The sequence below is a fragment of the Microcoleus sp. PH2017_05_CCC_O_A genome (genome assembly GCF_020738785.1).
Lineage (GTDB): Bacteria > Cyanobacteriota > Cyanobacteriia > Cyanobacteriales > Microcoleaceae > Microcoleus.
The window spans coordinates 1-11,005 of the sequence record NZ_JAEQCB010000096.1 but is presented as its reverse complement, the minus strand read 5'-3'; the positions used below and the strand labels follow the sequence as shown (position 1 = coordinate 11,005).

General features: G+C 44.6%; 14 protein-coding genes. 6 read left to right on the top strand and 8 right to left on the bottom strand.

Annotation, left to right across the window (positions count from 1 at the left end; genetic code table 11):
• Nucleotides 1–96: 96 nt before the first annotated feature.
• The 3 genes from JGK20_RS21770 to JGK20_RS21760 all read left to right on the top strand — a co-directional run bounded on the left by JGK20_RS21770 (nt 97) and on the right by JGK20_RS21760 (nt 2,191).
• Complete coding sequence (locus JGK20_RS21770) at nt 97–603, top strand: hypothetical protein (RefSeq protein ID WP_293176791.1); 507 nt, start codon at nt 97–99, stop codon at nt 601–603.
• 400 nt (nt 604–1,003) lie between these two features.
• Nucleotides 1,004–1,210 (top strand): hypothetical protein, encoded by a 207-nt coding sequence (locus tag JGK20_RS21765; protein ID WP_293176789.1) that lies wholly within the window; start codon nt 1,004–1,006, stop codon nt 1,208–1,210.
• 111 nt (nt 1,211–1,321) lie between these two features.
• Complete coding sequence (locus tag JGK20_RS21760; protein ID WP_293190078.1) at nt 1,322–2,191, top strand: nuclease A inhibitor family protein; 870 nt, start codon at nt 1,322–1,324, stop codon at nt 2,189–2,191.
• Nucleotides 2,192–2,270: 79 nt separating this feature from the next.
• On the opposite strand, the gene JGK20_RS21755 is transcribed toward JGK20_RS21760, so the two are convergent.
• From JGK20_RS21755 to JGK20_RS21745, 3 genes are all read right to left on the bottom strand, one after another.
• The gene (locus JGK20_RS21755) at nt 2,271–2,465 is read right to left on the bottom strand and encodes a hypothetical protein (protein WP_293190080.1); all 195 of its coding nucleotides are present in this window, start codon (nt 2,463–2,465) and stop codon (nt 2,271–2,273) included.
• A 141-nt stretch (nt 2,466–2,606) separates the two neighbouring features.
• Nucleotides 2,607–2,825 carry a helix-turn-helix transcriptional regulator gene (locus JGK20_RS21750; protein WP_293190082.1) on the bottom strand — a complete coding sequence of 73 codons (219 nt, stop codon included), beginning with the start codon at nt 2,823–2,825 and terminating at the stop codon, nt 2,607–2,609.
• Nucleotides 2,826–2,916: 91 nt separating this feature from the next.
• On the bottom strand, nt 2,917–3,129 hold the full coding sequence (locus tag JGK20_RS21745) for a helix-turn-helix transcriptional regulator (protein ID WP_193974409.1): 213 nt from the start codon (nt 3,127–3,129) through the stop codon (nt 2,917–2,919).
• Between the two features lie 181 nt (nt 3,130–3,310).
• On the opposite strand from JGK20_RS21745, the gene JGK20_RS21740 reads away from it, so the two are divergent.
• Nucleotides 3,311–3,781 (top strand): hypothetical protein, encoded by a 471-nt coding sequence (locus tag JGK20_RS21740; protein WP_293232123.1) that lies wholly within the window; start codon nt 3,311–3,313, stop codon nt 3,779–3,781.
• Between the two features lie 288 nt (nt 3,782–4,069).
• Here the strand turns inward: JGK20_RS21740 and JGK20_RS21735 are convergent, their stop codons facing one another.
• Entirely contained in the window at nt 4,070–5,503 is a 1,434-nt protein-coding gene (locus JGK20_RS21735; protein WP_293232121.1) for a phosphoglucomutase/phosphomannomutase family protein, read from the bottom strand.
• A gap of 542 nt (nt 5,504–6,045) precedes the next feature.
• A complete protein-coding gene (locus JGK20_RS21730) occupies nt 6,046–6,276 on the bottom strand; it encodes a hypothetical protein (protein ID WP_293232119.1) in 231 nt (76 codons plus the stop codon).
• Between the two features lie 544 nt (nt 6,277–6,820).
• Between JGK20_RS21730 and JGK20_RS21725 the strand changes: the two genes are divergently transcribed.
• The gene (locus JGK20_RS21725; RefSeq protein WP_293232117.1) at nt 6,821–7,915 is read left to right on the top strand and encodes a hypothetical protein; all 1,095 of its coding nucleotides are present in this window, start codon (nt 6,821–6,823) and stop codon (nt 7,913–7,915) included.
• A gap of 104 nt (nt 7,916–8,019) precedes the next feature.
• On the opposite strand, the gene JGK20_RS21720 is transcribed toward JGK20_RS21725, so the two are convergent.
• Together JGK20_RS21720 and bchM are read right to left on the bottom strand one after the other, a co-directional pair.
• Nucleotides 8,020–8,412: a DUF423 domain-containing protein gene (locus JGK20_RS21720; protein ID WP_293232115.1), complete on the bottom strand. Its 393-nt coding sequence runs from the start codon at nt 8,410–8,412 to the stop codon at nt 8,020–8,022.
• A 253-nt stretch (nt 8,413–8,665) separates the two neighbouring features.
• Nucleotides 8,666–9,352 carry a magnesium protoporphyrin IX methyltransferase gene (gene bchM / locus JGK20_RS21715; RefSeq protein ID WP_293176766.1) on the bottom strand — a complete coding sequence of 229 codons (687 nt, stop codon included), beginning with the start codon at nt 9,350–9,352 and terminating at the stop codon, nt 8,666–8,668.
• A gap of 72 nt (nt 9,353–9,424) precedes the next feature.
• Between bchM and JGK20_RS21710 the strand changes: the two genes are divergently transcribed.
• The gene (locus JGK20_RS21710) at nt 9,425–10,156 is read left to right on the top strand and encodes a DUF4058 family protein (protein WP_293176764.1); all 732 of its coding nucleotides are present in this window, start codon (nt 9,425–9,427) and stop codon (nt 10,154–10,156) included.
• A 42-nt stretch (nt 10,157–10,198) separates the two neighbouring features.
• Here JGK20_RS21710 and JGK20_RS21705 read toward each other — a convergent pair whose 3' ends face one another.
• Nucleotides 10,199–10,945, bottom strand: a complete 747-nt coding sequence (locus tag JGK20_RS21705) for a transposase (protein ID WP_325314809.1) — start codon at nt 10,943–10,945, stop codon at nt 10,199–10,201.
• Nucleotides 10,946–11,005 lie beyond the last annotated feature (60 nt).

Genomic DNA, 11,005 nt, shown 5'->3' with positions numbered 1-11,005 from the left:
AATCCCCTGCCTTCGGGCGGGGGATTTTTTGAATTTTATTGTGGAATTTTGTACAATAGAAGCAGACAAAATTGTGTTAAAAGTTATAAAATTTTTATGGAATCATTGAATTTAATCGTCATTAACCTCGTCTTATGGGCTTTCCCCTCTGATCCTAAAGTTGCTGTGGGTGAACTCACCGAAAGCCAAAACCTTACAATAAGTCGGTTGCGTCAAAGGATTACCGATAAGTTAAAAGAAAACCCAAAAGCAGGAAGTGCTATATTTGCTGCTGAACATGGTTCAAAATCTGATTTGCAGCAAGTTGCTGTGTATTTACAAGTGGCAATGTATGAAGATGCAGAATTTGCAGCCGAAATGAAAGCGATTTGTCAAGAATTAGGGACTATTTCAGATGATAAAACGGAGAACAGACAAAAACTTATTCAGACCATTGGAAATCAGATGATTGTTGGGGCATCAGGCGGTGCTTTAATCGGAAATATGGTGGTTGGAATACCTGGTGCTGTACCCGGTGCTGTAGCTGGTGCTGCCCTTGGATTGTGGTACGGGAGAAATTCTCGATCGTCCGATAGGACAGAAGATAGTAGGGATGTTAAATGAGTCAGAACCAAATTTTAGTCTCTAGCTGGGCTTGTTTAACATTTGTGACCATAGTTTTAGGTATCAGTTCGTTATATGTTCGCCGTAGACCTATTGTTTTCAAGTTGGCAGACTTTATGAATTTAGCTTTGGCTACAACAGCGATTATATCAAGTTGTAGCTTGATATACCGAGCCATTACTTTGAAAGAATTGGAAACCCTTTTAGGTTTTGATATTGTGACATTATACTTGGGAGCGATCGCTGTAATTTGGTTGTCAACACAGCAGATATGGCAAATCTTTAGATAATTTTCTTCTGCTACGCCGAATTCAGTAGGTCAAACTATTGAGCAAGCAGAAGCTGACGCCGATGCGATCGAAGCCACTATCCAGGAAGCGAAAAGAGATTTTAACCTGCCATGAGTGAAACACCCAAACTCCCCGATCCAGAGAAAGTTAAGCAAACTGTTGCTATGCTTCGGGACAGCAACCGAATGCTGGAAGCTTGGACTCAAACACTAGATGAACTAATTGCAATGGTTGAAGCTGATATTCGCAACAGTCCGATTAATGTTTATCGGCGGGAGAATGCGAAGCGGTTGGCTGAGTCTGTCAAGCAGGAATAAAAGTACGATCGCATTCTCTATCTTTAACATGAGGATTTAGGTAGTTCACATAGTCATATGCACCCTGAGACAGAGGAACTAATCAACAAGTTCAAAAACTATGCGAAAAGTTTGAACCCATTTTGGTGGGATACAGAGCGTAGAGGAAGCCTAAATGCCTGGAATCTTTTAGTCTCAGAAGGCTTTGTTCAGCTTGCAGACTTAGATCGAGCGATTACAGCGTGGAAAGGGATCGAGCGACGTGGATTGCCCATTGACCCCAAGGAATATCCTGGCTATGAATACGCACCACCTCGACGAAAACGTAAAGATAAATCCTGGAATCCATATTTACAATCACAGCATTTCCAGTATTACAATGCTTTAGCATACTTCTTAAAAAATAGTTTGCAGAATCTTAAAGTTTACAGTTTGAGGAGTATTCAAAGTAGCCTCAACTATCGTCGGGGGTCGGGCCAATTTAAGATTTATATAATTGTTGGTCAAACTCCAGATTCGGACTGGATTTGTCTTGCTCCTACCGTTCCGGATCAAGTTTGGAATCGATACGAGTTATCATATCATCCAGCTTTCGCATCACTAACTTCCTGTGACTCACCAAGCTTGGTAACACAAGATTTACATGATAAAATTTGCAAAATTATTGCCAAATTTAAACCTATTCAAGTAACTGGTTACTACAACGAATACAGCCACCATCATCAGATTTTTTGTACAGCAGCTTCTGAGGAAGCTACAGCAATTGAAAAAGCTCTGAAGGTAGGCAAGTTTTTGGATGATGACATTTACTATTTCAATATAAATTATCTTGACTTTTCTGAGGAGGAACCTACTAATCAGTTAGTGCATGAATACCTGCAAGACCAAAAACAATATATGTTTTGCTTCTGGGATGTAGGATGCGGATACAAGTTTGGCTGTACCGCACGCGGTGATTGGATTGGCTTGAAATATTTGAGCTTAATGGACTACAATCCTTGACAGCGGCACAACTATTCTGTAGGAGCGGACTGAATCGCATTCCCCTCTTTTCACCAAAAGCCCGATCGCCCTCAACCCCTCAAATCTCTCCATTTACCTGCATTTGATGCACCTTGTCCGCCAACTCTTGCAGGCGCTTTTCGTCCAACTCGTCGATCGCCAGCATCCCGACATATATAATTTCCTTCAGCGTTAGTCGGGTTGCTAGCGCCTTTTTCTGCACTATATCCTTGATGATGGGGCTGACTCCGATCGCGGTACTGGCTCTAGTCACAAAACTAACGGGAGATTAACAACTTTGACTAAATCTTAGCACCTTTAAGCTGAGTTTCTAGCTGCGTTGCAAAACGTTTAAGCGCGTCTTGACAAGACGCAGCGTGAGGTTTATAGTGGAAAGGTAGAAAGGTCGATCGACCTATTCCTCCAAAATCTCCACCAAATCCTCAATCATCACATCAAAAGTCCGAGCTAACCTGTGCAGGTAGGCAAAGTTAACGGTTGTCATGCCTTGACATTGGGCGTAGTTCCTAATGGTACTGTAACCAACGCCCGATCGATCTGAAACTTCCTTAAGTGTCCAGCCATTCTGGTCTGCAAACTCCCGAATCCGCAACCTCACTAAGCCTTTACTCATACTTACTTGACAAATGACAATCTGCTGTCGTTTAATATTAGATATCTGAAAAAGCGATCGGCTCACGTCTGGACAACTAAGAGCGATCGCCCTATTCCTCCAAAACCTCAACCAAATCCTCAATCATCACATCAAAAGTTCGAGCTAACCTCCGCAGGCAAGTAAAGTCAACCATTGCCATTTCAGGACGACGAGCATAGCTTCTGACGGTGCTATAAATTACCCCAGAACGATCGGATACTTCCTTAAGCGTCCAACCCTTCTCAGCAGCTAGTTCCCGAATTTTTAGCCTGACTAAACCCATGCTTGACAGTTGATGCAATTGCGTCGTATAATTGTATGTGTAAAAAGCCGATCGCCCCCCGGCCTCGAAAACTAAAGGGCGATCGTCTTAAAAACTCAATCTAGACAGATTATTTCTTTCTATCAAAAGCGCATTTGCCATATCCAGAAGTCTACTAACCATATCCAGAGGTATACTAGCCATGATATCAGAAACTCCGGCAAAATCGCGGACGATCGCAGAATCCAAGATAATTCACAAATCTCCAATCCTGCATCCGCTGGCGAGATTCGTCACAGAAGACACAGTAGCACTGCTGTTCAACATCTCAACAGACGACATTTACCGGATCGAATGCTGCCGCTACATGGTGTATGTCCACGCCAAAGGCATCAGCCGGTTTGTCAGCTACGCCGATTTTCCCCCAATCTTACGAGTCAATCCGCCTTCCCCTCAAGATTTTGGCAGATGGTACAAACGCTGGAAAAGCAAGCTAGCACCGGCCTTTTGGACTAAATTCTACACGCACAAGTTCAAAGAGGCTGTGTCAGTTGACAGCTTGCTGGAGTGGGGAATGTTGGTAGCTAAACTTAAATCGGTGATTTCTGCTTCAGGGCTGCAACAGCTACGAGATGTTTATGCCGCAGAAAAAGATTTGATGGAAAGATTTTAAAGTGCGATCGAATACTGATAATTTTGATTTGTTTGTCAATGGTGGCGGACAAGTATTGATGATTAATATACCGATTGCATAAGTCTTTGATTGGTACAGAAACCGCAGATGTCAGACGGATAAACACAGATGCGACGCAGATAATTTAAGTAATTGGAAACGAAGTAATACCAGATATATAATGTTCATAAGCTTGGCAAGATCTATCAAAAATACGTAAGGTGCGCGGCGCGCACCCTACAATCTCAAAGCTTAGGAGAAAAACCCCGCATTAGGATAAATTGAAACTTAAGCAGGTTCTAACTTGGCAATTACCTTTTCCATGTACTCGGCAACTTTGGTTTCTTTTTCCACAGAGTTGGTTTCCATGTAAACGCGCATCAAAGGTTCCGTTCCCGAAGGCCGCAGCAATACCCAACCGCCGTCTTCAAGATACAGTTTAATCCCGTCTTTGCGGCCGATTTCCTTAACGCCAATACCCGCTATTTCCGTGGGTGGATTCTTGGTAAAAGAGTCCAAAACGGCTGCTTTGTGCGCTTCTTCTAGGTGTAAGTCCAAGCGTTTGTTGTACAGGGGGCCGTCGGCTTCTTTGATGGCTTCTTCTACTAGCTGAGATAGCGGTTTGCCTTCGTAGGCGATCGCCTCAGCAACTAGCATATCAGCCAAAATCCCGTCTTTTTCGGGGATGTGACCCAAAACGCTCAAACCACCAGACTCTTCGCCACCGATGAGCACGGCTGTTTCTCGCATCTTTTCGCCGATGTATTTAAAGCCAACTGCGGTTTCGTAGATTGTTAAACCGTATTTGGCGGCCATATTATCTAGCAAGTGGGTAGTTGCGACGGTACGGACGATCGCCCCAGTCAAGCCTTTATTCTTAACCAAGTGACGCGCCAACAGCAACAGTACAGTATTCGGAGTCAAGACATTACCCAACTCATCAACAATACCAAAGCGATCGCTATCGCCATCCGTAGCCAAACCTAAATCGGCTGAATCCTTCTTAACAGCTTCCACCAACTCGACTAACTGTTCGCCCTTGGGCTCAGGCATTCCGCCCCCAAACAGCACGTCGCGGTAAGTGTGAAAACTTTCCAAATCGCAGCCGCAGTGTACCAAAACTTCGTCTAGATAGCCGCGAGAAGTCGAATAGAGGGCGTCGTACTTCACCTTCAACTTAGCAGAGCGAATCCGCTCCACATCAATCAAAGTATAAAGAAACTTCAGATATTCAGGTTTCGGGTCAAAAGTGGAGATTTTATCGTTGTGGCTGCCTATGGCTGGGGCATCAGAAGCACCAGTAATATTTGCCACAATGGTATCCGTAATTTCCGGGGTTGCCGGTCCTGCGTAGTCGGGGATGTATTTGATGCCGCAGTAAGGTGCGGGATTGTGCGAAGCCGTAAACATCAGGGCGCCTGCGGAGTTGAGATGCTTGGCACTGTAGGCGATGACTGGTGTCGGGCAATCTCGATCGACTACCATGACAGTCCATCCCAAATCTGCCAAGACTTCCGCCGACGTGCGGGCGAACTCGTCTGCCAGAAAGCGGGTATCGTAGGATACTAGCACTGGACGGTCTTTGGTGTAAGCGGTTTCGAGGTAGCTGGCGATCGCCCGGGTGACTTTTCGCACGTTGGCAAAAGTAAAGTCATGGGCAATCAGTCCCCGCCACCCATCGGTTCCGAACTTGATTTCTTCTGTTGAATTGCTGGCGCTCATAGAAAATTTCGGTAAGTGGGAAAATCAGTGACTTTAGTCCTGAGAGGAAAACGGCTCGGCGATTTCAATCGCCTTGAATCTTTCCATTACCGCGCAAGGGAATTGTTTGGCTCGGTGTACTTTTGTGGTGTACTTTCAATGGGACAATTACCATCTCAAGCTTCACAATCCTGTACGCATAATGGGTTGCCCTTTGTTGGGCGTCCCCTTGCGGGGTGGAGGGTATGGTTGCCCTCCGGTTTTCTCTTTCGAGTAATGTTAGCTTCGCCAATGTTTTAAGAGCTTGTTAGACCTGCAACACTGTTTCAGTGACTTTAAAACTGTTTAATTGCAGATGACAGAGCAGGGGACTAGCTACGCATCCCAGGGTGTCGTGACTCAAAAAACGTAGTCAGTTAAGACTTAGGCTGGTCAGAATAGCTTGTAATTTCTTACAAGCGAGCGTGGCTTTAGCCCTGAGTTCCTGACTTTATCCACTTCCTCTCGTCCTACTAATCCTACCCGAAGCCATAGCCTTAAAGATGTACTGGCCGTGCTGTTTGTTAGGATCGATCGCCCGTGAGGCATTGAAACCCACTCCTATCGTTGTAGGGGCAAGGTACCTCTTCCGGCAGAGGACTGCAACTAGCCAGAGTTTGTAGAGTGTGGGGACGATCGGGTGAGTCGATCGAGATTCCGGTTTTGAATGGTGGTTGGGCGATCGAATGAATGGCGATCGATTGTCGGCGGTTGAGGAAGCTCAAAAAACCAGCGCCAAAAAATCGCTCTGGCAATAGTATTCACAAAACTCACATAAATCTGATTCTCATCTCAAATTTAATAATTTATTTATAAATGCCGCTCGTTGAATGTGTTAAGGTTTCCTAACGAATGTCAGACAAATTTTTTGGGCTTCACATAAAAAAATAAATCAATCAAAGTCACCGCTCGATCGTGATGTAGCCTAGATTCTTTGAGAACGTAGGGCGATCGACATAAGCGACAAAACAAAGATAAAATATCTCAAAGAGCAGTTTTTTCAAGGCAGACTAGAGTTTAATTCTGAGCTTTTAAAACAAATTGAATTTATTTTTGCCGTCTTTACAGGTAAAGAAAAAAAATCGGTTACGATCGCATAGTGACTGTGATCGAGCGCACAATAAATAGCGTTATTAACGTGCAAGTTATATAGGATGGATGCAGTGCAGCCAAATGGCTCATAGTTTTAAGCACAATGGCGGATGACTGTCAGGGTATAAATGCAGAAGATTATATTTAGTAACTTTAAAAATTAGGGGAATCGATCGGGTACGGCTTTATAAAACAACGAGGTTTCTCATGGCTGGTATTTCACAACTATCTTCAAAGTTTTTATCAGTGGGCGACGAACTGCAACAGGACGACAGTTTTGCGTCACAGGCTATTACGGAATCGGACATTCACAAGATCCCAGGGGCTAAAGGAGTTAGCATTTCTTCCTTGGCAGTTAGCTGGGCAAAAAAATATTACAGTACAGTAGCGGGACGAGAAAACCAAACACATCAGCAAATCTCCGAGAGCCGAGATTTAAGCAATTTTGATGGCAATCGAGCCAAAATAGTTGACAAATTGACAGATACTCTGAAAGTTGCCAGCCAGATAGCTTGGAATAAAGTAGAGGCACTTTTAGGGGAACAAATAGAGCGACACGCGATCGATCCTAGCTTAATTAATCAAGAAGAAATTGTCGCCGACACTCGCAGCTTATATCGGAAAGCAATAGACGCTTACGGCGATAGGGAACCTGTTTTCCGCTTGTCAGTGCTGGTGGGAAAAGATATTGTCCAAGTAAGACGGAAATACTCAGACACAGATCCGTTAGTGCTGGGATTTGTGACGTTGGAGTTTCAATACACTAGCAAAATCTTGTTAGGATGCCTTTCGGAGTCAGAGCGATCGGAATTTGCACCCTACTTAAAAGTTATAGATGACTATCTGCACATTCCCCACGGAGAGATTAACGATGCTGCGGCGGATCATACCCCGAATTCAAAAGCTCTCTTAGCCGTTCAGCATTTGTTGCAGCAGACAACTCAGATTGCTAGTGCAGTGTACGCTCGGGCTAGTTCCCAGCATCCAGGATACCGCAGCAGCAGCGGTTATTTGACCGATCCGCAGGTCAAAATTTCTGGCATTCGGGATGTCGAGATTTTTCAAAGTTATTTGTGCTGGTGCGTTTTGGAAGAAAGTATTCGCCCGGTACAGCAAGAATTGTTTCCAATCTGCGTGATGCTGTACCCGAGACTTCATGTAAGTTGGGAATTAGTGCAGGATATGCTGCTAATTTTGTTTTGGGAAATATCCGATCGCCTCCCGGCTGCCGATGTTATGGTATTTTTACCTTACTTGCGGACTGTGACAGATATGTTTTCCAGCGATGTCTTTGACAATTAGAGAATTGGGAATCGGGAATCGGGAATTTGGAATTGAGAATCGGTAATGGGGAATCGGTAATGGGGAATCGGTAATTGGTAATTGCCTCAAAATCGATCAACTCGTTACTTGAAAGTCAAAGCTGCAACAGCCAAACAGCCCCAACCGACAATAAAAGCAACTCCGCCCACAGGCGTAATTGCACCCAGCCATTTGATGTCAGTCAAACTCAGGGCGTACAAACTACCTGAAAAGACTATCGTGCCGACAATAAAAGCCCATCCAGCCACTGCAAAAAAAGTTTCAGACTCTGGGGCGCGGCTTAATAATAAAGCGACGAGTAATAAAGCCAGGGCGTGGTACATTTGATAGCGGGCGCCGGTCTCAAAAATGCCTAAAGCTCGATCGCTCAATTGGTTTTTCAAAGCATGGGAGGCAAAAGCCCCGCCCGCAACCGACAAACCTCCGAATACGGCTGCGACTGCTATAAAAATGCGCGTTAGGATTAGGGTTGACATAGTATTTTTTTAATGGGCAATTGGTAATTGGTAATTGGTGAACATAAATAGACTTGAGTTGCATTCATTCACAAACTATATTGAAATCATCTGCGTTTATCTGCGGTTTCCCTATCAATGAATCCCAGAATATGGATCGCTCCTCTAGGTACGTAGTTGCGCTTCAGCGCTCTTTCATGAAAGAGCGCCCAAGCGCAACTACGTACTGCACACCCTATTTATGATAAATCAGCTTTTTGCAGATATTTCTAGTTTATTTGCGTACAGCTTCCAGCAAGCGCGAATAGTAAAAGCTAGTGCTATTCATGGCTGTTCTTTTAACAACAAAACCGTTGCTTTCTAGGATTTTGATAATATCAGCTTCGCGGTGCTGGTAAGCGCGGGTAGTTTTGCTCGGGCCGGGGAAAAGTTCGCCAAATTTTTTGAGCGCCGTAAGTGCTAAGGTTTTGGGGGCAAAACTGAGAATTAGTCGCGATTGGGCGATCGAACTTAGGTGAGCGATCATTTCCGCAGCCTTACTTTGAGGATAGTGGATCAGCACGTCCAAACAAATAACCGTGTGAAATTTGCCGGTTAAAGCTTCCAAATCCTGGGCGGCGAAAGAGATGTTGTACATCTTGCCGGGAACGGCTGTCGATCGATCATAAGCCTCTGCTACCATCTTTTCAGAGATATCGCTAGCACAAACAATTGCCCCAGCCTCAGCCAGAGGAATGCTGAGAGATCCAACACCACAGCCGGCATCGCAGACTGAAAGCCCGCGCAAATTGCCGTCAGCTTGCAGCCAGCTAAGCACTGTATCCACCGTTTTCTGGTGCCCGGTGCGGATGTCTAGCTGCACTTTATTGACTTTGCCGTCGCCGTAAATTCGCTGCCAGCGATCGAAGCCCGTCGAGTTAAAATACTGTTTGACAATATCCTTGTCATTTACCAAATTCATCTTTCCGCCTGCTGCTGAGTTATTGCCAACGATTAGACATTATAATTTTAATTAGCCCTAACTTAAAAAAATATGGTGCTACAAGATCATTTCCGCCCGCCGCTGTCAGCGCGCCGTCACTGGCACGCCTTTCACAATGCTTGGGCGACTTATATTGCATCTGACTTGAATGCCAAATTACCCGAAGGTTATTTTGCAGAACCCAACGTGCAGTTTGAAATTGAAATTGATGTAGCAGCTTTTGAGGAACCTCTACCGGACTTTGATTGTCCAGAGACGGTAATTAATTTGCCAATAGATTTACCAAACAATTGGATGTCGCCCCCAGCACAAAGCGTGCCTTTTTTACCTGTGGCAGAATCTGTGCAAGTCAATATTTTTAACACAGAAGGTGGCCCGGTTTTAGCAGGTGCAATTGAATTAGTAAGTCCTGCCAACAAAGATCGTTCTAGTCATCGCTGTGCTTTTGTGTCAAAGTGCGAGACGTATTTGCGACAGGGAATTGGGTTGGTAATAGTTGATGTTGTGACGGTTAGGAAGGCAAATCTTCACAATGAATTGTTAGCCCGTCTAGTGGGAGGAATTGCTTCGCCCTTCGACGCCGATCTCTATGCTACAGCTTATCGCCCGATCGAGCGAGACGGCAACCAATGCCTAGATATTTGGCAGGAAAACTTAGCTGTGGGTTCCACGCTTCCAGTTGTACCGCTATGGCTGCGGGGTGAGATTTGCTTGGCTGTGGAATTAAATCATATTTACGATCGAACTTGCCGAGAACACCGAATTTCTGTTAGCAGCGCTTAGTTTGACACTCCCCGGCGTGAACGCACGGGGATTCTTAAGACACTACCAAATGGCAATCCTTAATGGCGCTGTCAAGACACCTCTACCAACTCCGCTAAGGTCAAAACCTAGCATTGTCGCTACTTTTCGCATAATGTTGGCTGCACCATTGCAGTCGGCGTTAATACACCAGTTTTGTAAACCAGTTCGATACAATCCACGCTTAATTCGTCTACCCGACTCTTTCCACCCATCGGGTTTTGCACCGATTGTAGGCAGGAAGTCATTGTCAACGAATGAAGCTTTTGATGTGTAGCTTTCCTCTGTTTCTGTAAATCGAATTCCATACTTTTCGCAGAGCTGAGAGATTCTAGTTTTCAATCTACCAGTAGGAATTTGTACGAATTTCTGATTAATTTTTACTCCCATATTTACGCCATTTTTTTGACCCTTATTCCAGCCAAAAACAACAGTACCAATTTGGTTTTCTCGGCAGTGATTGATAACTGTTTTGGCCGCTTTATTTACCGCATCACGCATTTGACGATTGCGCTTTTCAGTTAATCGTGCTAATTGATGCGACCAAAAGCCATTAGGCTTTCCACCCATCAATGCAGCTACTCGCTTGTTATACCACTGATTTAGAGACTTCAAATGTTTTCCGTCAACAATAAAGCTTGTGTTCGCATTGCTGACACAGGTTAACCAATTATCGATACCATGATCGATACCTAAAACTTTTTTACCGTCAGTATTGACCTGGACGCTGACTGACCAAAGAGCGAGACGCAAGCCCCTGGCTTTAGACATGGGGATAAGTCGGTAGCGGTTTCAACCGCCTTCTGTATTTAACAAAGCTTAATAAAGAAT

Excerpts from the sequence above, each read along its gene's own strand:
- JGK20_RS21710 (WP_293176764.1), top strand. The coding sequence starts at position 9,425 with ATGGTGCTACAAGATCATTTCCGCCCGCCGCTGTCAGCGCGCCGTCAC.
- bchM (WP_293176766.1), bottom strand. The coding sequence starts at position 9,352 with ATGAATTTGGTAAATGACAAGGATATTGTCAAACAGTATTTTAACTCG.
- JGK20_RS21735 (WP_293232121.1), bottom strand. The coding sequence starts at position 5,503 with ATGAGCGCCAGCAATTCAACAGAAGAAATCAAGTTCGGAACCGATGGG.
- JGK20_RS21740 (WP_293232123.1), top strand. The coding sequence starts at position 3,311 with ATGATATCAGAAACTCCGGCAAAATCGCGGACGATCGCAGAATCCAAG.
- JGK20_RS21720 (WP_293232115.1), bottom strand. The coding sequence starts at position 8,412 with ATGTCAACCCTAATCCTAACGCGCATTTTTATAGCAGTCGCAGCCGTA.
- JGK20_RS21705 (WP_325314809.1), bottom strand. The coding sequence starts at position 10,945 with ATGTCTAAAGCCAGGGGCTTGCGTCTCGCTCTTTGGTCAGTCAGCGTC.
- JGK20_RS21770 (WP_293176791.1), top strand. The coding sequence starts at position 97 with ATGGAATCATTGAATTTAATCGTCATTAACCTCGTCTTATGGGCTTTC.
- JGK20_RS21745 (WP_193974409.1), bottom strand. The coding sequence starts at position 3,129 with ATGGGTTTAGTCAGGCTAAAAATTCGGGAACTAGCTGCTGAGAAGGGT.
- JGK20_RS21750 (WP_293190082.1), bottom strand. The coding sequence starts at position 2,825 with ATGAGTAAAGGCTTAGTGAGGTTGCGGATTCGGGAGTTTGCAGACCAG.
- JGK20_RS21765 (WP_293176789.1), top strand. The coding sequence starts at position 1,004 with ATGAGTGAAACACCCAAACTCCCCGATCCAGAGAAAGTTAAGCAAACT.
- JGK20_RS21725 (WP_293232117.1), top strand. The coding sequence starts at position 6,821 with ATGGCTGGTATTTCACAACTATCTTCAAAGTTTTTATCAGTGGGCGAC.